Annotated in this window: 17 protein-coding genes; 15 read left to right on the forward strand and 2 right to left on the reverse strand. The window is 30.4% G+C overall.

Going from position 1 to position 22,617, the window contains the following annotated elements:
• Positions 1-455 precede the first annotated feature (455 nt).
• The 8 genes from BM319_RS12815 (at position 456) to BM319_RS12850 (ending at position 10,422) form a co-directional block, all read left to right on the forward strand.
• Positions 456-1,886, forward strand: coding sequence for a lipopolysaccharide biosynthesis protein (locus BM319_RS12815; protein WP_091022984.1), 1,431 nt, complete (start codon positions 456-458; stop codon positions 1,884-1,886).
• A gap of 249 nt (positions 1,887-2,135) precedes the next feature.
• Positions 2,136-3,056, forward strand: a complete 921-nt coding sequence (gene tagU, locus BM319_RS12820) for a polyisoprenyl-teichoic acid--peptidoglycan teichoic acid transferase TagU (RefSeq protein ID WP_091023231.1) — start codon at positions 2,136-2,138, stop codon at positions 3,054-3,056.
• Positions 3,057-3,273: 217 nt separating this feature from the next.
• The gene (rfbA, locus tag BM319_RS12825) at positions 3,274-4,152 is read left to right on the forward strand and encodes a glucose-1-phosphate thymidylyltransferase RfbA (protein WP_091022986.1); all 879 of its coding nucleotides are present in this window, start codon (positions 3,274-3,276) and stop codon (positions 4,150-4,152) included.
• Between the two features lie 18 nt (positions 4,153-4,170).
• Complete coding sequence (gene rfbC / locus BM319_RS12830; RefSeq protein WP_091022988.1) at positions 4,171-4,731, forward strand: dTDP-4-dehydrorhamnose 3,5-epimerase; 561 nt, start codon at positions 4,171-4,173, stop codon at positions 4,729-4,731.
• 5 nt (positions 4,732-4,736) lie between these two features.
• Complete coding sequence (gene rfbD, locus BM319_RS12835) at positions 4,737-5,597, forward strand: dTDP-4-dehydrorhamnose reductase (protein WP_091022990.1); 861 nt, start codon at positions 4,737-4,739, stop codon at positions 5,595-5,597.
• 3 nt (positions 5,598-5,600) lie between these two features.
• On the forward strand, positions 5,601-6,611 hold the full coding sequence (gene rfbB / locus BM319_RS12840; RefSeq protein WP_091022992.1) for a dTDP-glucose 4,6-dehydratase: 1,011 nt from the start codon (positions 5,601-5,603) through the stop codon (positions 6,609-6,611).
• A gap of 492 nt (positions 6,612-7,103) precedes the next feature.
• Complete coding sequence (locus BM319_RS12845) at positions 7,104-8,240, forward strand: glycosyltransferase family 2 protein (protein WP_091022995.1); 1,137 nt, start codon at positions 7,104-7,106, stop codon at positions 8,238-8,240.
• A gap of 1 nt (position 8,241) precedes the next feature.
• Entirely contained in the window at positions 8,242-10,422 is a 2,181-nt protein-coding gene (locus BM319_RS12850) for a CDP-glycerol glycerophosphotransferase family protein (RefSeq protein WP_091022997.1), read from the forward strand.
• A gap of 36 nt (positions 10,423-10,458) precedes the next feature.
• On the opposite strand, the gene BM319_RS12855 is transcribed toward BM319_RS12850, so the two are convergent.
• Positions 10,459-11,946: a DUF6270 domain-containing protein gene (locus BM319_RS12855; protein WP_091023000.1), complete on the reverse strand. Its 1,488-nt coding sequence runs from the start codon at positions 11,944-11,946 to the stop codon at positions 10,459-10,461.
• 437 nt (positions 11,947-12,383) lie between these two features.
• Between BM319_RS12855 and BM319_RS12860 the strand changes: the two genes are divergently transcribed.
• From BM319_RS12860 to galU, 7 genes are all read left to right on the forward strand, one after another.
• Positions 12,384-12,800, forward strand: coding sequence for a hypothetical protein (locus BM319_RS12860; RefSeq protein WP_069035416.1), 417 nt, complete (start codon positions 12,384-12,386; stop codon positions 12,798-12,800).
• Between the two features lie 10 nt (positions 12,801-12,810).
• Entirely contained in the window at positions 12,811-14,925 is a 2,115-nt protein-coding gene (locus BM319_RS12865) for a CgeB family protein (RefSeq protein WP_091023002.1), read from the forward strand.
• Between the two features lie 12 nt (positions 14,926-14,937).
• The gene (locus tag BM319_RS12870; RefSeq protein WP_091023004.1) at positions 14,938-15,921 is read left to right on the forward strand and encodes a glycosyltransferase; all 984 of its coding nucleotides are present in this window, start codon (positions 14,938-14,940) and stop codon (positions 15,919-15,921) included.
• Positions 15,922-16,233: 312 nt separating this feature from the next.
• Positions 16,234-17,337, forward strand: a complete 1,104-nt coding sequence (gene wecB, locus BM319_RS12875) for a non-hydrolyzing UDP-N-acetylglucosamine 2-epimerase (RefSeq protein ID WP_502686147.1) — start codon at positions 16,234-16,236, stop codon at positions 17,335-17,337.
• Positions 17,338-17,666: 329 nt separating this feature from the next.
• Complete coding sequence (locus BM319_RS12880) at positions 17,667-19,094, forward strand: MBOAT family O-acyltransferase (protein ID WP_069035412.1); 1,428 nt, start codon at positions 17,667-17,669, stop codon at positions 19,092-19,094.
• Positions 19,095-19,111: 17 nt separating this feature from the next.
• On the forward strand, positions 19,112-20,311 hold the full coding sequence (locus BM319_RS12885) for a DHHW family protein (RefSeq protein ID WP_069035411.1): 1,200 nt from the start codon (positions 19,112-19,114) through the stop codon (positions 20,309-20,311).
• 288 nt (positions 20,312-20,599) lie between these two features.
• Positions 20,600-21,478: a UTP--glucose-1-phosphate uridylyltransferase GalU gene (gene galU, locus BM319_RS12890; protein WP_069035410.1), complete on the forward strand. Its 879-nt coding sequence runs from the start codon at positions 20,600-20,602 to the stop codon at positions 21,476-21,478.
• An 84-nt stretch (positions 21,479-21,562) separates the two neighbouring features.
• On the opposite strand, the gene BM319_RS12895 is transcribed toward galU, so the two are convergent.
• Complete coding sequence (locus tag BM319_RS12895) at positions 21,563-22,507, reverse strand: GDP-mannose 4,6-dehydratase (protein WP_069035409.1); 945 nt, start codon at positions 22,505-22,507, stop codon at positions 21,563-21,565.
• Positions 22,508-22,617: the final 110 nt, after the last annotated feature.

Consider the following 22,617-nt stretch of genomic DNA (forward strand, 5'->3'; position numbering starts at 1 on the left):
CTGATGCACGGGTGAATCTAAAGGTGATACTTGGAATAGTTTATTAAAATAGGCGCTACATTCTCATCTTATCTAACTATCTATCAAATTATTTTAAAAAGCGATTCAAAATATGTAAAAATAATATAACGCTTGAGATATAATTTCAATCCAAATAGAGTATCGTTAGATTTGGAGAAATATTACTAAAACTTAAGTTAAAGGGGAAAGAAGGAAGCTTGACGGAAATTGTTATATACCTGTATTTGTTACGGATGAAGAACTTAATAATACTTTGAAAGATTGTCAGCAATTAGAGTTGTAATAAAAGAAAATTAAATTAGTACAAATCTAAAATACTTAGATGTCAAATATATATTGGATAAACAATGTTTAAAAAATCTCTTTATTAACAGTGTTTATAATTTTGTTAGTCTTTTTAAAAGTAGGTTTGTAATTAAAAAAGGAATAAGTTTATGAAAATTCAGTCAGAGTTTAAAAAAGGAATTTTATTTAGTGCCATAGGAAAATATTCGAATGTCTTAATTCAGCTAGGTGTGACAGCAGTATTATCCCGAATTTTAACACCACTTGAATATGGCGTGGTTGCTGTAGTAAATGTATTTCTAATATTTTTTACAATGCTAACGGATGTGGGAATTGGTCCGGCAGTAATTCAAAATAAATCACTAGAGAAAAAAGATATAAATTCTATTTTTAGTTTCTCCTTATTATTATCTTTGTGTTTAGGTATTTTATTTCTGATCCTAGCTAAACCAATTAGTATATTTTACCATAATCCTGTTTATACAAAGGTATGTTCGGTACTTGCTATCAGTATTTTTACAACAGGAATTATTGTTATTCCACAATCTCTTATGCTAAAGAATAAAGATTTTTTTGAAGTAAATATGACGATTGTCATTGCAAATGCTATTTCAGGTGTTGCAGCGATTATTATGGCAATAAATCATTTTAGTTATTACTCATTATTATTTAGTTACATCATAAAAAATGTCATAGTATTTTTCGTATTTTATAATAAAGTAGAGGTAAAGGTACCACTTAAAATTTCTCTTACGCCACTAAAATCAATCTATGAGTTTTCACGTAATCAATTTATGTTTAGTTTTATAAATTATTTTTCAAGAAACTTAGATAATATATTAATTGGTAAAATTATATCACCAAATGCTTTAGCTTATTATGATAAAGCTTACCAGCTATCACTTTACCCAAATCAGTTGCTGACAAGCGTTATTGGACCAGTAATTCAGCCAATTATGTCAGATTATCAGAATGATAGAAGTGTAATTAAAAATGTTTATTTAAAAATAAGTAAAATACTTGGAACAATAGGTATGCCTTTAACTGTATTCCTATTTTTCTCAGCCAATGAAATTATCTATATTATGTTTGGAAATCAATGGGCAGGTAGCGTAGGAACGTTTAAAGTATTAGGAGTTTCTATTTGGATACAAATCATATTAAGTAGTACAGGAGCAATTTTCCAATCTGCTAATCGAACAGATTTGCTGTTAAAAGCGGGTATATTCTCTTCTATATTAAATGTTTCAAGTATTATTGCTGGTATTATTTCAGGAAGAATAGAGTATGTAGCACTTGTACTTGTTATTTCATTTTTAGTAAACTTTATACAAGCGAATTACTTACTAATGAGAGTATTATTTGAATCAAAAATGAGGGAATTTTATAAAGTGTTATATAAGCCGTTTCTTATTTCTCTAGTAATGATTGCAGTATTTTTTATATTTTCCTACTTCCACATCAATAATATATATTTAAGTTTTGTTATAAAATTATTTATCTATCTATTAGTTTTTATTTTAGGGTTAGTCGTTACAGGTGAGTTAAAAGAATTAAAGAAAATAATACTTAATAACTGACTGTTTCATTAAGTACTTGTATGAGCCCCACCAAATGAGATTGCAAGTCTTGAAGTATTTGTAGTTGAACCCAATCAGTGGTCGTTTAAGTTTTTTATTTAGCCTTAAGTGAAAATTAATTAACAAAAAATGTAAAAAATTGTTTGATCTTGTAGGATAGAAATTAGTAATCCTAATATCTTAAAAATTTAAGTTCATAATTAAAGGAGAAAATTCTTGTCCAGAACAGAAAAACACTCAACTAAAAAAATGTCCACACCAAAAAAAGTACTATTTTTTGTATTAAGTGTACTAGTTGTCATCGGTTTAGGAATAGGCGGTTATGCATATTCAATCTATCACAATGTAAATAAAACAACAGACGCAATCTATAAAGACATAAAGAAAACAGATAAACGAAAAGAAGAAGTAAGTGTTGAAAAGAAAGAACCTTTCTCCATTTTACTATTAGGTGTGGATCATCGCCCTGGTGATAAAGGTCGTTCTGATTCTATTATTGTATTGACGGTTAATCCGAATACAAATACAACAAAAATGGTCAGCATTCCACGAGATACAAGAACAGAGATAGTCGGAAAAGGCAAAGTAGATAAAATTAACCATGCATATGCATTTGGTGGAATCCAAATGTCCGTTGATACAGTTGAAAATTTCTTGAACATTCCTATTGATTATTATCTTGAAGTAAATATGGAAGGCTTTAAAGACATCGTTGAAGCAGTTGGTGGAGTTGATGTGAATAATGACTTAGACTTTACTGATCAAGGTATCCATTTCACAAAAGGGAATATCCATCTAAATGGTGACGATGCTTTAGTGTTTTCTCGCATGCGTAAATTAGACACACGAGGTGACTTTGGACGTCAACTTCGACAAAGACAAGTTATTGAAGCAGTAGTAAAAAAAGGAGCAACGATTTCTTCTTTAACAAACTATCAATCTGTATTACAAGCTATTCAAAAAAATGTAGTGACGAATATCAGTTTAAACGACATGATTTCAATTCAAAAAGATTATCGTGTAGCTGCAAAGAATATTACTGAAATCCAAGTTAAAGGTGACAGTAAGAAGATTGATGGAATCTGGTATGTGCTTGTAGCGAAAGAAGAGCAAGATAATATATCAAAGGATCTTCGTCAGCATTTAGAACTACCAGTGGAAACAAAATAATTTTTATTACTTATTCTAGAACCACCGTTAAAAGATGACTTTTTAACGGTGGTTCTTTTTTTATGTCTTTTTTACCCCTAGGAACCTACTTTCCCTCTACGAAGATTTCAACTGAATTCACCATTTCATTCAAATCCCCTAAGAATTTAACCTACACAACCCTTTAACTACCATCATAATAATATATATATTCCTAAATGTTTAGGAGGTCTTTGCGATAAAAGGGATTATACTTGCAGGTGGTAGTGGTACTCGACTTTATCCATTAACGATGGTGACTAGTAAGCAGCTATTGCCTGTGTATGATAAACCAATGATTTATTATCCGTTATCTACTTTAATGCTGGCAGGTATTAGAGAGATTTTAATTATATCGACTCCAGAGGATTTGCCACGTTTTGAGGCGTTATTAGGTGATGGTTCTCAGTTTGGAGTTTCGTTGAAATATAAAGTACAACCTAGTCCGGATGGGTTGGCTCAAGCGTTTATTATTGGTGAAGAGTTTATAGGAAACGATTCTGTTGCGATGATATTAGGTGACAATATTTATTATGGCAGCGGGTTGCGAAGTATTTTAAAGAAAGCGGCGATGAAGGAAAAAGGTGCAACAGTGTTCGGTTATCATGTACAGGATCCTGAGCGATTTGGAGTTGTAGAATTTGATGAGTCTGGGAAGGTTTTGAGTATTGAAGAAAAGCCAGTGGCTCCGAAATCAAATTATGCAGTAACTGGATTGTATTTTTATGATAATCGTGTCATTGAAATTGCTAAAAACGTAAAACCATCCAATCGTGGTGAGTTGGAGATTACTTCTGTAAATGAAGCTTATTTAAATTTGAGTGATTTAGAAGTGGAGTTACTTGGTCGCGGTTATACGTGGTTAGATACTGGAACACATGAAAGTTTAGTATCGGCAACAAATTTTGTCAAAACAATAGAAGAGCATCAAGGAATTAAAATATCTGCTCCAGAAGAGGTCGCTTATATTAATGGGTGGATTAACAAAGAACAATTATTACATTTAAGCGAATCGCTTAGTAAAACAAGTTATGGTAACTATTTACGAAAAGTTGCAAATGGAGAGATTAAATATTAGCTTAAGGAGTCATTATCAATGAAAATTACAGAAACTTTTATAAAAGGAATTGTAGTTATTGAACCGACTGTTTTTGGTGATCACCGTGGTTGGTTTATGGAAACATATAATGATTCTAAAATGAAGGATTATGGATTGGATTTAAATTTTGTTCAAGATAATCAATCATTTTCTGCATTGAAGGGAACATTGCGTGGGTTACATTATCAGTTGTCTCCAAAAGCACAAACGAAATTAGTTCGTTGTACAAGGGGTTCCATATTTGATGTGGCTGTCGATATTCGGAAAGGGAGTCCAACATATGGAAAATGGTTCGGTATTGAGTTAAGTGCCGAAAATAAAAAACAATTATTGATTCCAAAAGGGTTTGCTCACGGTTTTATGACTTTAACAGATGATGTGGAAGTCCAATATAAAGTTGATGAGCTATATTCACCTGAATGTGATCGTGGCATTGTTTGGAATGACCCTGTAATTCAGGTGAAATGGCCAAATAATATTTCTCCATTATTATCCGCAAAAGACAAAATCGCACCATTATTAAAGGATGCTGAAAATAATTTTTTCTATAAGGAGTAATATATATGAAGGTTTTAGTAACTGGTTACGGTGGGCAATTAGGCTATGATGTCGTTTGGGCATGTGAACAACATGGATTAGTTGTAAAAGGAGTCAGTCGAAAAGAACTGAATATTACTGAAAAGGAAGCTGTTTCTTCTATTATAGATTCATATGAACCAGATGTTATTATCCACTGTGCTGCCTATACAGCGGTAGACAAAGCTGAAGATGATAAAGAGAATTGCTGGAATGTAAATGTTGAAGGAACGAGATATTTAGTTGAAGCTGCGAAAAATCATCATTCAAAGTTCATTTATATTAGTACGGACTATGTATTTAATGGGAAAGGTGAACGTCCTTTTAATGAAGATGACCAACCGGATCCAATCGGTTATTATGGATTAACAAAGTACGAAGGCGAAAAAGTTGTTCAATCATTAATCGAAAACTATTTTATCATCCGCATTTCGTGGGTATTTGGGGTTAATGGGAATAATTTTATTAAAACAATGATAAGGTTATCAGAAACTAGAGATGAATTAAATATAGTCGGAGATCAAATCGGTTCTCCAACCTATACAGTTGATTTAGCTAGATTAATAGTAGATTTAATTAAAACTGATAAATATGGAATCTATCACGCAACTAATGATGGCTATACTAGTTGGGCTGGTTTTGCAAAAGAAATCTTTAAACAAACCAATAGTAAAACTTTCGTAAAATCGATTGCATCCGAAGATTACCCTACTCGAGCAGCTAGACCGAAAAATTCGAGATTATCAAAACAAAAGCTAGTAGAGAATGGCTTTCAATCCTTACCTTCATGGCAAGACGCATTAGCTAGATATTTAGTTCAATTAAATAAAAGAGACGAGGTACAGTAAAACATGAAAGTAGCTGTTACTGGCGGTGCCGGATTTATCGGTGGAAACTTTGTTCAATACATGATCAATAAATACCCATCCTATTCAATATATAATCTAGATGCATTAACCTATGCAGGTGACTTAACAAAGCATAAAAACATCGAACAAAATGAAAAATATCATTTTATCAAAATTGATATTTCAAACCGTGAAGAAATCATGACATTATTTAAAAAAGAAAAGTTCGACTATGTCATCCACTTCGCAGCAGAAAGTCATGTTGATCGCTCAATTACAGACCCAGGTATATTCGTGACAACAAATGTTTTAGGAACTCAAGTTTTACTAGATGCTTCAAAAGCGATAAACGTTAAAAAATTTGTACATGTATCTACAGATGAAGTGTACGGTGATCTAGATTTTGACCCTACAACCTTTTTTACAGAAGATACACCTCTACAACCGAATAGCCCTTACTCTGCAAGTAAAGCATCATCTGATTTACTAGTTCGTGCCTATCATGAAACATATGGCTTTCCTATGAATATCACACGTTGTTCAAATAATTACGGACCCTATCACTTTCCAGAGAAGTTAATTCCATTAACAATTTCACGAGTTCTAAATGACCAAAAAGTTCCTGTTTATGGTACTGGTGAAAATATTCGTGACTGGTTACATGTTCTTGATCATTGCTCAGCTATTGATCTAGTAATGCATAAAGGAGAAAATGGAGAAGTTTACAATGTAGGTGGCCATAATGAACGGACAAATTTAGAGGTTGTTAAAACAATCATATCTACTCTTGGAAAATCTGAAGAATTAATCCAATTTGTACAAGATCGCTTAGGTCATGACAAAAGATATGCGATTGATCCAAGTAAACTAGAAAGACTAGGCTGGAAACCAACTTATAATTTTGATACCGGTATTGTTCAAACTGTTCAATGGTATGTAGATAATAAGGAATGGTGGGAAATGATTGTTTCAGGTGAGTATAAACAGTATTTTGAAAAACAATATGGTAAATAAATAGAAATGAACTTGATGAGGAAATTTCATTATAAATAATAAGAGTAATTTAGACGTTTTCTTTTCATTTGAAAACGTCTTTTTTTATTTCAGAGTATAGTAATTTAGGCTTCTTTATATATGTGGTTTATGAGTAATTTTAACTAGAACTAATAGCTTAGTTAATTCCAATTTTTTTCTAATGTTTTGGTAAATATCCCTAAATAAGATTCTTTTAATCATTTTCTAACTATAATTTTATTTACCGTTTATAAGTAACATTTTTTTATGTTATAATACATTTTATATCAATAAATGACAATTCTATTACAAAATTGTAAGTTTTTTTTTATGCGAAATTTACAATTTTTTTATGCTCAAATATAATTCTTAATGTTATGTTTTTTCAGAAAAATATAATGTCGTAGATTACTAGTTATATCATTAAAAACTGATTAAAAAAAACTGCTTATTTTAATGAGAAATTAAATTTTAATTCAAGGAGGATAAGGGATGAATCAACCGTTAATCTCGGTAATTTTACCTATTTATAATGTCGAAAATTATATTCATGAATGCTTAAATTCATTATTAAACCAAACGATTGGTTATGAAAATTTAGAAGTAATTATGGTGAACGATAGCTCTACAGATCGTACCCCTATCATTATTGATGAATATGCTGCGAAATATGAAAAATTTAAAGTAATTCATTTCACAGAGAATTCTGGTGCTCCAGGTAAACCAAGGAATGTTGGAATAGAAAATGCCACAGGTAAGTATACAATCTTTTTAGACCCGGATGACATTGTACCTGCGGATGCATATGAAAGATTAATTAACGTAATTGAAAATAGTGAGTCTGATTTTGTAATGGGTAAGATGCAAAGTTTTGATGATGAAACTAAACGTAGGCATGAACACGTTACATTTAAGCAATACCAATTACAAAAGAAATATATAGATGTAAATATTGATAATGTTCCATTTTTCTATCAAGTTAAAACAGCAATTATTTTAAAGTTAGTTAAAACTGAGTTTTTATTAAAAAATAAAATAAATTTTATTGAAGGTATGAAAAATGGTGAAGACAAATATTATGACATTCAATTATTCTCTAAAGCCAAAAAGTTCAGTTATATTCCTGAAGTAATTTATTTATATCGAGCAAGAAATGATGAGAAAAATTTATCTCTAACACAAAGAGATATTATTAGTACTGTAGAAAACGATGTAAAATCGGCTTTAATTATTAAACCTTTACTTACACAAAAAGAATTTAAATATTTTCAAATAAATGTGTTTAGATCTATTTTTTGGAAAATTGGAGATGCGGATTTTAAGAAGTTAACAAAAGATCAACAACATTATCTATTAAATTTAATAAAAGATGTAGCGGTAGGATATGATTCAGATATAACTAAGGAATATATGGAAGTAGAGGAACCAATTATTAGTTTAATTAGCTCTGGTCATATCGTGGAAGCTTTAGATTATAATCTTTTATTAATTTCTAGAAGATGGTGGTTTAAAATAAGCAAAGAACTAGAGAAAGATTATAAAAAGTCATCAAAAATAAGAAATAGTAATTTTTGGAAAGTGACCAGTCCATTAAGAAAAGTTATCAGACTTGTGAAGAGGGTGTCGTAAGTTGCAAATTAGCATCATAATTCCATTCGTAAAAGAGGAAATCAATCAAACTCTTGATTGTATTAATTCAGTTAAGGTTCAAAGTATTAAACAAAATCAAATTGAATTAATCCTTTTTAATACTGAAAATGAAGTACTGAATGAAGAGACTGAGAAAACATTAACTCATCAGTTTAATGACCTAAGTGTAATAAATACAAAATTGAAGCCAAATGACCTAAATGGCAAATATGTCTTCATTTATGATCGAAAAACTAAAATAAATAAGCAGTTATTAGAAGTACTTTTAAGAATAGCTGATTCTGGTAAATATGATTGCATTTTTCCTACTGAAAATACAAAAAAATTAGAAGTGAAGCCAGTAAATATGAATGATTTTACTTATTCAGATCTAATGAGTATGAATTTAATGAGAACTATTACCTTAAAGGACTATTTTGTAAAAAATAAAATTCAAGAGTTTAATTATTTTGAATTAAAGTATTTTCAATTAAGGCAATATTTTACAAATAAAAATATTGGAACGAATGATGTATTAGCAATTAAAAATACTGAGATTAATGACGAGTATATTCATAATCAATTTCAAGAAATTAACTATTTGTTTGTAAAAATAAGAGAAGAATCCGATAAAGATCTTCAAAAATTTGCATATAGTATATTAATTAAGCAACTAATATTTTTAGTTGATAAAAAGATATTTGTCGATGAAATAGATGAAGAGATTCAAATTCAATTATTAGAACTATTACAATTAATAATAAAAGAAGTAAATTTACCTGAAACCTTAAAGAATATAAAACTAGAAGGCTATAAAGGATTTTTTGCAATCTTAAACATGAACAAATATACTGAAGCCATTAGTTATATGAAGTTGTTCCGGAGTAAGAGATACCAATATCATACGGCTAATAAATATAGTAACTATTTAGAGAAGCATCCAGGCGATCCCAGTGAAGACTTAACATGGAAAATGACGAAACCATTACGTATAGTAAAACCTGCAATGCGCAAAGTAAAAGGATTAATATTTAAATATTTATTACTTCTAATTGTATCTTTCTATAAACTTCTATATTTAAATAAAGTGGTTTGGTTAGTTTGTGAAAGAGCCGATCAAGCTGAAGATAATGGATATTTCTTTTTTAAGTATTGTAGAGAGCAATATCCAAATAGGAAAATCTATTATATAATTGAAAAAAATTCTCCGCATTATGATAAAGTAGCTAAATTAGGAAATATTATTCATCACTCTTCCTTTAAACATAAAATTTACACACTATTAGCGGATGTATATGTTAGTGCTTGGACATTTAGTGAAAGTGGTTTTCCAAATCCTTCAAAATATTTCACCTCAAGATTTAGAGAGCAATTAAAGAACAAGTTTCAAGTATGTATCCAGCATGGCGTTATTATTCATAATATTTCTCCGTATTTATCCAAGAAAAAGTATCAACAAAATTTAATTATAGCTAGTTCAGAATTTGAAAAAGAAATTATTATGGAAACTCTAAACTATCCAAGCGATGAAGTTGAAGTAACCGGTTTAGCTAGATTTGATAATTTACATGATGCGATTACGAAAAGACAAATATTAATTATGCCAACTTGGAGACGTCATTTATTTAAAATAAATAAAAAACAATTCTCTAATTCGGAATACTTTAAGACGTATAAAAAGTTAATATCAAATAAAAAGTTTCAAGATTTTATTAGTAAGGAAAATATTCAGGTTAAATTCTATATTCATCATCAGATGCAACGGTTCTTGGAAAACTTTATTGTAGAACATCCAAATATTGAATTCTTATTAAAAAAAGATGCCAAAGTTTCAGATCTACTAAAAGAATCGAAGTTATTATTGACTGATTACTCATCAGTTTCAAGTGATTTCTTTTATATGAATAAACCAGTAGTATTTTATCAATTTGATCCACATAAAAATCATCATGCACCTACTGAACAAATTAAATATAGTGATCTAGGAATTATAGTTAATAATGAAGAAAAGTTGCTTGATGAAATCATTAAAATCTCAAATAGGGATTTTACAGCAGATCAAGTATATCAACAAAATTCGAGAAAAATATTTAAATATAAAGACACAAATAATTCAAAGAGAATATTTGAAGCAATTGAAACGTCTTATCACAATTTCAAAACTAAGAAGAACATTAAATAAATCAAAAAGAGGGTGATTGAATATCACCCTCTTTTTTTATTTCGTTAATTTTATTAATTGAGCAATAAAATTCTTATAATAATTTGGTTCAAAATGCAAGTGGAAAATACCCCAAGCATGATCTGCAATAGAAATATAGTTTTGTTTTACATTTATTGTTGAAACCTCGTAATTTGAAACCACGTAGTCATCCAATTGGTCCCAAAAGGCATTTAATAAATCGATATCAGTGTTAGAAATAATTTTCTTAATGCTATGGTCCTTATCATAGTACATACCAGTAAATCTAGCTTTGTGAAGTATTATTTTACAATTCGGAAGTTCTCTATTAATAATTTGTAAAAATTGATCAATTGTTTGCTTCCAAAGTGTAAAATATTCGCTAAGGTTAGTATTCAAATTAAATGTATTGACTTCGTTTAATTCTCTATAAAATGATGTTTTAGTGATTTTCCAACGATTATTAGTAATATATGAACTATTCGTCTTTAAACAACCAAAATATACATCCCCAAAGAAATCAAGAATGAGAGCTTCAGGCTGCTTACTGATTAAATCATTTAAAAAGTTCTTTTCTAAGTCATCGAAAACATCATTTTGCTCATATTCATTTAAGTTGTCAATTTTCTCTCTATTATATGGAATCGGATTACTCATTAAACTAATGATTGACGATTGATTTTGATAGCGAAGTACTTCAAAATGATTTCTATAATTTAAGTTAAATTTACTATTAAAATTATCTCGTGTAACACAAGATCCGAATGCAGCGATTTTTAATTTCTTTTCATTGCTTTTTATAGAAATAATGTTCTTATTTAATAAAAGAGAAAAATGTTTAGTTTGATGATTAGCTTCATTCTCAGTTAATAAGTTAATTAAAACTATAATATTTTTGTTTAATGTAATTTGTACAAAAAGTTCTAAGTCGGTAGATTCAGGATAGCTATTTAATAAATCAAATACATTAAAGGTTGAACACAAAATTTCATTGTTATTTCCAATATGTGTACTATATGAATGAGTATTAATCGCTAGTTCGGTTTTGATTTGATTGAATTGTTTTTGATTAGTAATAGAAAGTTGGACAAAATCTTCATAACAATCTGCTTTAACTAGATTAAAATGTAATTTATCTTGTGTTAAGTAAAGAGCAATACGATTATCACTTGTTATATATGTCTTTACATAATAAATGTTTAGAAGTTTTGAGCTCATATATTTAGTTGGCATTTCAAGATTACGATTAATTTCTAATGGTAATAATTCAGCATCTTTAGCTAAATATAAATCAAAAATCTCGATTGGATATAATTTGATATTTTTTATATCAGAAAAGTTAATATCTACTATATATTGATTATCAATCTTTTTGTTTAAGCTTTGCAATATTTCACTACTTACTTTCATATGTTTATTTGGCCTCTGTTTTAAGACTAATGAGGAGGATTCATTTAAAACCCCGTTTGTATCTTCTATGTAAAGTCTAATTCCATCTTTTAAGTATTCAATTTTTTTTAGCATAAAGCCGCCCATCCCATTTAATTAAAATATTTTTTGAATTCGTAAAAAAATTTACGAAACGCTAACAGATATTAACATTAACATTATGATTATTATTATTAAACAAGACAATAGTTTTTTTAATAATTACCTAAATGAATGTTAACTAGAATTTAAGATTATTTTCTAAGAATCATATATTACAAGAAGCTACACTTCGGTGATTGCATTCTCTTACCATTGGAAAAAGAACAATACAGTTGGGGATTTTTTATATTTTAAAACATTCTGATGCACTACTAATTTAGAAAATCTTATCATTATACTTTTTACATACTTTTAACATGGATACTCATGTAAATTCACAAAAAATCGTTAATCTTTAATTAATAAAATTTTCTTTTTTTAATAAACACGTCTTACTTACGGTGTTTATCTTATTGTTCTGGAGGTTTGAAATGAAGAATAGTGAATTATTGAATAGTAGTCATGTAGATTCAACAACTGTAAATTTTAAACCAAATTTAATAGAGGTTTCGAATGAGGATTTCGATGCGAATCTTGAACGACAAAATGAATTGTTAATGAAACAAAATCAGTTCCTCTCTGATAAGGTAATGGAATTGGAAAAAAGAATGGAAGAGCAATTATTTCGGCAGTTGGATTTAATTGTAGAGCATGAGGAGTTTATGATGGGGCTCGATGATTATGTTCTTGTAAACGAAGTAAAACAGTCATTTGGTTCGTATGAATACGAAAAATTGCAGGAGGAATATCAAAAGCTGCAATTAAATTATGAAACGTTTAGGAACTCAAAGTTTGGAAAATTGGCAAGGAAGTATTGGAAGTTGTTGAAGTATTTAAAAAGAAAATGAGGGGACATTCATGCTAAAAGAATCAATAGAAAAACAAATTACTCGATTACGTAATGAAAAGTATGATACAAAAATGATGCTGCAAAAATTAATGAATGTGGATGAACCCTTCTATTTTAGAAACCATGAGTTACTTTCTTTTTCAGCGGATGATTTTATAGTTAGTAAGGGAGTTCAAAAATTTCAGAAGGAAAAGGAAGTTCTATTTAATAATAAACTAGTTAGGCAGACTGCTGTCATTGATTATATAGATGAAACAAAATTAAGGAATTTACTTTTTAATGAAGGTAGAAGTAAATTATTTACTAGATTTGCGATCACAGGCTTTGTCAGCGGTAAAAGTGAGGTTGTTTGTGAGTTACGACTAGTAGATTACGAAAACAACTCAAGTACATTAAGTTTTCAGATAGACGAGGTAATTGATCTATCTGAATTTAGTCAAAAAGGGATTCAATCGGTTTCTTTTTCGATTTACATGACAGGTGCTGCAACGCTTCATTTATTCCATGCTAAATTAATGGGTTCATATAAAAAGAATGAAAGCGAAAATATTCATTTAATTAAACAAAAGAAAGAAATTAAGGACTTTCGAGTTGGGTTTATTGCGGACGAATTTACAACACGATGCTTCGATTATGAATTTCAACTTGTAAAAGTTACTCCTGAGAATTGGTTAGATGAGTTCAAAAAGCATCGAATCGATTTCTTCTTTTGTGAGTCTGCATGGCTTGGAAACGAAGGAGCTTGGAAGGATAAGATCGGTACGAAAAATCACAGAAATCACACTAAGCTATTAAAACTAGTTTATTGGTGTAAAGAACACTATATCCCCACCGTTTTTTGGAATAAAGAAGATCCGTTCCATTACCAAGCTTTTATCGATACTGCTAAGCATTTTGACTATGTGTTCACGACTGATTTTGAATCAGTACAGAACTATGTAGCAGAAGGCTGCGAAAATGTTTATTGCTTACCTTTTGCAGCTCAACCAAAAATTCACAATCCAATTGAATATATTCCACGTAAAGAGAAAGTAGTTTTCGCTGGAGCATATTACGGTAAAAAGTTTCCCGAGCGTACGAGTGCTATGGAGAAGCTAGTAAATTCTTCGAAGGAATATGGACTAGATATTTATGACCGAAACTATCATAATCCATCAAGTCCTAATCAATTTCCAGATGAGTATAAGCCATTTATTGTTGGAAACTTAAAACAAAATGAAATCGATATTGCCTATAAAGGATATAAAGTAGCACTAAACGTAAATAGTATTACGAAATCTCCGACAATGTTTGCCCGGAGAGTATTTGAGTTGTTAGCAAGCAATACCCCAATCATTAGCTCTCATTCAGAGGGGATTCATAGAATGTTTGGAGACATTGTAACGGCTACAGATGATGAAAAACTGATGAAGCAACGACTTTCAAACTATTATGCAGATGAGACCTTCTATAAGAAAAATCGTTTACTCACATTGCGAAAAGTATTAGAAGAACACACTTATACGAATCGAGTGGAAGATTTATTAAATATTATCAATCTGCCATATGAGAAATATGCAGAAAGTGCTACGTTAGTAGGGATCGTTAGAAGTAAAGCTGATTATGAAAAGTTAATCGCGATTTACAATAGACAAGGAATTAAACAAAAAAAGCTAGTAATCTTACTCGATTTATTTGATGGCTATTTAGACATTTTTAATCAAAACAATCACGGAGATATAAAAACTTACCTTATTGACTACTGCCATCATTATTTTAGTTTGAATGATCTTGTTGATTCGAATTATATTGCTCCAATTAATCTAGATCATTATTATGGAGAAAATTATTTAAGAGACATGATGTTAGCTACCAAATATACGAATGATACGATTATTGCAAAAGGCAATGGAAATAGCTATAACTATGTAAATGATTGCCATATTGATGAAGCATTGATTTGTAAAAAGGCGACAAGATTTATTCGTCCAAGTGAATTTATCAGTCTTTTAGACAACAAATCAACAATTGGCCATTTCTCAAAAGCTGGCGTTCAATTTTTTGAAATTGATGAGTTTAATTTTTATCGAGATGCCTATGAACAAGCCATTAGCCGAGACAAAATTGAGAGTATTTTAGTATAAGGAGCTGTTTTTATGAAACTGGCGGTTATAGGGCATGATTTGAAATTTATTAACGAAGCGATTAAGAGGTTTGAAGCTAGAAGTGACATTGAAATAAAAATAGATTTATGGGAAGGCCATACAATTCATCAAGTTGGCAAAAGTTTGGAAATCGTTAATTGGGCGGATGTTCTTTTTTGCGAGTGGGGACTTGGAAATGTACTTTGGTATCAGGAGCATAAAAAAGATCATCAACTATTGATTGTTAGAATGCATCGTTTTGAAATGAATACGCCTTTCCCGGAAAAATTTGATTTCACGAAAATTGATAAGATTATTGCGATTTCTTCTTATATATTTGAGGAATTCCATCGAGTTGCAAAAATTCCTAGAGAAAAGATGATTGTCATTCAAAATGGTGTTGATGTAGATCGATTCCATTTACCTAAGCAATATGATGCGGATTTTCGAATTGGATTACTTGGTTATGTACCGAAGTTAAAACGATTAGATCGAGCGCTTGAGATATTTGAAAAGTTATACGAAAAAGACAACCGATATACTCTTTCGATAAAAGGAAAGCATCCGAAAGAGTTTCCGTGGGTCTGGAATAATCAACAAGAGCAGGATTATTATACAAGTTTATTTAGAAAAATTGAGAAATCCCACTATCGTAATCAAGTTCAGTTTGAAGAGTGGGGAGATTCAGCGGAATGGCTTGAGTCGATTGGTTATGTCTTATCAGTTAGCGATTATGAAAGTTTTCACTTAGCACCCGTTGAAGGGATGGCTTCTTGTGCTGTGCCAATTGTATTAAATCGTGAAGGAGCTCGAACGATATTCCCTGATGAGTATATTTTTGAATCACTCGATCAAGCAGCGCAGTACATCGCGGATAGTAGAAAAAGTTCTAGGAAAGAACTAGTTGAATTTGTGAAGGAAAATTACTGTATGGATAAAATGTGTTCAGAGATTTTGAGTCTAATTGATGAGTTACAAGTAAAATTAGTTCATTAAGTATTTCGAAAGAGCACAGTGAATTCTTAAGTAGAAGGAACTGTGCTTTTTTCTTCTATTATTATTACAGCGAGTATGAATGATTTCAAAATGTGGGAAACTAAGTGTATAGAATTAAATCATTACTAGTTAAAGAACATTTTAGGGATTAAGACGATTAACTTTTAAAATTAGTCCTGTAGATAGAGGAATAAACGTTATTTTTCATGGTAAAAAATGTCTTTATTTCCTCAGTTAAGATACAATAGATAGATACATATTTCAATAAGCCGATTTGTTTTGAAAGGGGAAAGAATTTTGACTGTTAAAGTAATGACAATTTTTGGAACAAGACCAGAAGCGATTAAGATGGCGCCACTAGTGCTTGAGCTAGCTAAGCATCCTGATCAAATAGAATCCATTGTGACGGTTACAGCTCAGCATCGTCAAATGTTAGATCAAGTTCTCGAAATTTTTGAAATCACACCTGATTATGATTTAAATATAATGAAGGATCGCCAAACTTTAATCGATGTAACAACGCGAGGTTTGGAAGGTTTAAATAAGATTATGCAAGAAGTAAAGCCGGATATTGTATTAGTTCATGGTGATACGACAACTACTTTTATTGCTAGTCTTGCAGCTTTTTATAATCAAATTGCAATTGGTCATGTTGAAGCTGGTTTACGTACTTGGGATAAGTATTCGCCTTACCCAGAAGAAATGAACCGTCAATTAACTGGTGTCATGACGGATTTACATTTTTCTCCTACGACAAAATCAGCACAAAATTTGTTAGCTGAAAATAAAAAGGAAGAAACAATTTTTATTACTGGTAATACTGCGATTGATGCACTTAAAACAACAGTAAAAGAAGAGTATGCTCATCCTGTTCTTGATCAAATTGGTAATGACAGATTAGTCTTAATGACTGCTCATCGTCGTGAAAATTTAGGAGAACCAATGAGAAATATGTTTAAAGCGATTAAGCGCTTAGTCGAAAAACATAACGATATTCAAGTTGTGTACCCTGTACACATGAATCCTGTTGTTCGTGAAATTGCTAATGAAGTTTTAGGAAATGACAATCGAATCCATTTAATCGAACCACTAGATGTGATTGATTTCCACAACTTTGCGGCAAGATCGCATTTAATCCTAACTGATTCTGGTGGTGTACAAGAAGAGGCACCTTCATTAGGCGTACCAGTTCTTGTTTTACGTGATACGACCGAACGCCCTGAGGGAATTGATGCTGGTACTTTAAAGCTTGCTGGAACTGACGAAGAAGTGATTTTCTCGTTAGCTGATGAACTGTTGTCAGATGATGAGGCACATGCAAAAATGTCAAAGGCATCTAATCCGTATGGAGATGGCGAAGCTTCTAGAAGAATTGTTGAAGTGATTATTCAACATTTTAAAAATAAAACAAAGTAATCATATGTAAGGAAAGACTATCTTTGAAAAATTTTCAAAGATAGTCTTTTTTATTTTTAACTATTTTAAGTGGAAAAAGATCGTGATTAAAAATAACCCCTTTTAATTAAGTACTTTTCCTAAATAAAGATAGATACGATTAAAAGGGATTTTTTCTGTGTATTAGGTTTTTAGTTTGAATGAGTATTACTATATTTAAAAAGTTATTTATTTTGTTACATTTTGAATAAATTTAAATTAAATCTCTAAAGTTAACTATATGATAATTGTGTCTGTTGATAAAATTTATGTTTGTTAGTGATAAATTCAACAATAGAAAGGACTAGATTATGCTTTTCAGTTCAACTGTATTTTTGTTTGTATTTCTACCTATCGTTTTACTAGTATATTTTGTACTACCACGTATTTTTCGAAACGCATGGTTGTTAGTATCTAGTTTAGTTTTTTATGCATGGGGAGAGCCAAGGTTTGTATTGGTTATGTTCCTTTCAATTATTATCAATTATGTATTTGCGTTAATTGTTGATGCAAATCGAAATAAGAAAACGAAAATAAAGTGGATTATGGCAGCGATGCTTGTGGCCAATTTGGGATTATTATGTTTCTTCAAATACTCCAACTTCTTTGTTGATAATATAAATTTATTGTTTAACACAAATATTACGATTCCTCTAATACCTTTACCGTTGGGAATTTCTTTTTTTACTTTCCAAGGAATTAGTTATGTAGTCGATGTTTATAGAAAAGATGGTGCTCTACAAAGAAATCCATTGAATATGGCTACCTATAAAACATTATTTCCACAATTAATTGCAGGTCCGATTGTTCGTTATCAAACTGTTTCACATCAAATTACAGATCGAAAAGAAACTTTAGAGAAATTTGCTTATGGAACGAAGCGATTTATTATTGGATTAGGTAAGAAAATGTTTTTGGCTAATAATTGCGGTTGGGTCGCAGATCAAATTTTTGCACAAAATCCACATGACATGTCCATTGGTTTAGCTTGGATTGGCATTATTGCTTATTCTTTACAAATTTACTTTGATTTTTCCGGTTATTCAGATATGGCGATTGGTTTAGGAAAAATGTTCGGATTTGATTTTCTAGAAAATTTCAACTACCCGTATATTTCAAAATCAGTAACTGAGTTTTGGAGAAGATGGCACATTTCATTAGGAACATGGTTCAGGGACTATCTATATATCCCGTTAGGTGGAAATCGTATTTCTCCTTTACGAACGTATATTAATCTTTTTATTGTGTGGTTTGCTACAGGTTTTTGGCATGGAGCAAGTTGGACATTTATCGCATGGGGTATTTATTACGGTATACTAATCATGCTAGAAAAAGCTTTCCTCGGTGATATTTTACGAAAGTTGCCTAATGCAATTCAGCATATTTACGCTACATTCCTAGTCGTAATTGGATGGGTATTTTTTCGTTCAGAAACATTTAGTTATGCGTTTGATTATATTAAAACAATGTTCGGTTTAAATCATACAGTTGTTTGGGATTCAAATGCAGCATATTATTTTGTTGAATATGGTGTTCTAATAGGACTAGCTATAATTGGGGCAACTCCTTTATTGAAAATCTTCGCAGATAAAATCATGATTCAGTCAGAATCCAGTTTTGCTGTAAGAATTTTCGGTCGTAATATTGGGTTAACAGGTTATTATTTATTAGTTCTTGGTATTTCAATTATTTGTGTTGTTTCTAACACATTCAATCCATTTATCTATTTCCGTTTCTAGTAAGTTGGAGGTTTAAAATGCAAAGTAATCGATTTCAGGTTAATAATTTCTTAGTTATAAGTTTCCTATTTATCATTTTTGCTGGGGCTATTTATGTTTGGGTTAAAGGTGATTTGAAGTATTCTACGATTGAAAATAGAGAACTTGCACAAATGCCAAAAATGAGTTTAAAAAAGTTAGCTTCAGGAGAATATTCAAAAGAATTTGAGCTTTATTTTAATGATCAATTTCCTGGTAGATTGAAATTAATTGAAGCGAATGCAACAATCAATAAAGATTTATTAGGTCAGAATGTTGTACAAGATGTATATGTTGCCAATAATGGTTTATTATTATCTACTGTGCCTAAACAAACAAAAGAAAGTGCAAAAGTCATTGCAAATAGAATTAATAAATTTGCACTACAAGCATCAAAACTTGGAGTGAACACTTATTTTAGTCTAGCACCAAATAAATCAGTGACATTTGAAGACCAATTCCCTTCATACTTTCCTAGTTATGGGAATGAGGCGTCAGATTATCTTTTTAGTTATATTGATCCGATTGCACACCCTTTAGATCTCAGAATTACAATGAATAAACATAAAAATGAACCCAATTTATATCCTTTTACTGATCATCATTGGAAGGCAAAGGCTGCATTTTATTCATATCAAACAATCATTAATACAATTTATATGAATTCAAATGAAGTTGGAAAAGCAATGAACGCGGATGATTTCATTTGGAAAGAAGAAGGCTTACCTTTTTACGGTTCGGATGCTCGTAAAACGACGAGAGCAAATGTAACGAAAACAGATACAATAACTGTCGTAAAAAGTAAGGAAAAACAGGATTTAAATGTCTGTTACAATGCTATATGTAATAGAGGTTTATATGCAGAAGAACCATTGAAAAATGTTAGTCTCTATACAAATCGATATGTTACTTACATGGGTGGGGATCATCCTGAAACAGCGATTTATAACGATAAAGTAAAGAATCGAAAATTATTGATTATTAAAGATTCTTATGCAAATGCAAGTATACAATTTTTTGTTAACCATTATAAAGAAACAAGGGTTCTTGACTTGAGATATTATAATAAAATGCCTATCATTGATTATATTAAAAAGTATAAAATAGATGATGTAGTCATTATGAATAATGTTAATTCTATTTATGTAACACCGACATTAACAAATTTTGATAATCCTGGTCAAGGAGAAAATCAATAAATACAATGTATCTTCCGGGTGGGACAATTGAAAAGGGATGTCATAAGAGAAAATTCTTTATGCATCCCTTTTTTCTAATTGGGAAGAAAACTCAAAAACAATTAAATAGAAAAATAGAAGTAAAAAATTTGCAAACATATTCTATACTGTACTTTATTCATTAATCACAAGATTAATAGGCATTTATTCGTTTTTAAAGTAAAATAGATTTATAGTCTTTCATTTCTAATATAATGGTTTAGCCATTCAATAAAGGGGTCTAATGATTAAACTCTAGGAGTGATTAATATGAAGAAAGTAAGAAAAGCGATTATTCCAGCTGCGGGCCTTGGTACACGATTTTTACCTGCAACAAAAGCAATGCCGAAAGAAATGTTACCGATCGTAGATAAGCCAACTATTCAATACATCGTTGAAGAAGCAATTGAATCGGGTATAGAAGATATTATCATTGTAACTGGTAAAGGAAAGCGCGCGATTGAAGACCATTTTGATCGAGCATTTGAGTTAGAACAAACTTTATATGAGAAAGAAAAGTACTCTCTTTTAGAAGAAGTAAAAATTCCTTCAAATATTGAGATTCATTATATACGTCAAAAAGAACCAAGAGGATTAGGTCACGCAGTTTGGTGTGCACGTAATTTTATTGGAGATGAACCATTTGCGGTTTTACTTGGTGATGATATCGTTGATGGAGAAATTCCAGCTTTAAAACAATTAATTGATCAATACAATACAACCTATTCATCGGTCATTGGTGTTCAATCTGTAGCTAGTGAAGAGACTCATCGATACGGTATAGTTGACCCATTATTACAAAATGGTAGGAGATACGAAGTAAAGAATTTTGTTGAAAAACCAGCTCCTGGAACAATTGATTCGAATTTAGCCATTTTGGGTAGATATGTACTGACACCAGAAATTTTTATGTTCTTAGAAGAACAAAATATTGGTGCTGGCGGAGAAATTCAATTAACTGATGCAATTCAAAAATTAAATCGAATTCAACGTGTATTCGCTTATGATTTTGAAGGAACAAGATATGATGTAGGTGAAAAACTAGGGTTTATAAAAACAAACATTGAATTTGCATTAAAGAAAGAAGAAATAAGAGAAGATTTGATTAACTATTTAAAAAAGATTCTTTCAGTAGAAGTTCAGCTTTAATCATTACAAATAAAAACGACTAAACCTTTTGTTACAGTAAAACAAAGTTTAGTCGTTTTTTTCGATATGGTTTTAATTCCTTAATCATTCAACATCCTTGTTAGCTTGTTGAATGTAATAGTTCAATGTTTTTTCAAGACCTTCATACAAAGTGTAGGCTGGCTGCCAATTTAATAATGAGTGTATTTTTTCATTTGTTAAATAGCTATCACGAATATCGCCACTACGTTCATCTTGGTATTGAACTTCAATTTTTCGGTTAAGAATTTGTTCAGTAACCTCTAATAATGTATTTAAAGATGTTTTTATGTTTGTACCAACATTACATACATCATTTGCTGGTTGTTCTCCTGCATTAAAGTTTGCTGAAGCAATATCTTCTACGTAGATATAATCTCTAGTTTGCTCGCCGTCTCCGAAAACCGTAAAAGTAGAATTTGATATGATTTTATCCATCAGAATACTAATAACTCCACCTTCACCTTTTGGATCTTGGCCAATACCATAAACATTGGCATATCTAAGAATAGTAAAAGGGATTTCATATAATTGATGGTATACATTTATGTAATATTCAGGTGTTAATTTTGAAATGCCATAATAAGAAATAGGGTGTTTTTGATGGTTCTCATCCACTCCTAAATAAACCGGATTACCATAAACAGCTGCTGAAGAAGCATAGACAAGTGCTACTTCTTTTTCTTCTTTTAGTTTGCGTACAGCCTCTAATAAATTGAGTGTACCTAAAATATTAATTTTTGCGTCTTCTAAAGGATGTTGGATTGAAAATTGAACATCGATTTGTGCAGCGTGATGATTGATTATATCTGGTTTTTCTTTTAGTACAATATCAATAAATTTAGAATTACAAATACTTTCTTCGTAAAAAGTAACATTTGGTGGAAGAGTAGCTATGTTTCCACTTGAAAGATCATCTACAACTACAACTTGGTAACCTTTGTCTATATACATTTTTACAAGATTCGAACCAATAAAACCAGCACCGCCTGTAATTAAGATCTTTTTCATAAAACTTCTCCTTAAATAATGGACTAGCAATCATAGATTTCCTTATATATTAACTAAAATTATGATATTAATTTTACCATAGTAATACAAACTAGACCATGTAAAATAAC

The organism is Bacillus sp. UNCCL81 (genome assembly GCF_900112535.1).
In the GTDB taxonomy this organism is placed as follows: domain Bacteria; phylum Bacillota; class Bacilli; order Bacillales; family Bacillaceae_G; genus Gottfriedia; species Gottfriedia luciferensis_B.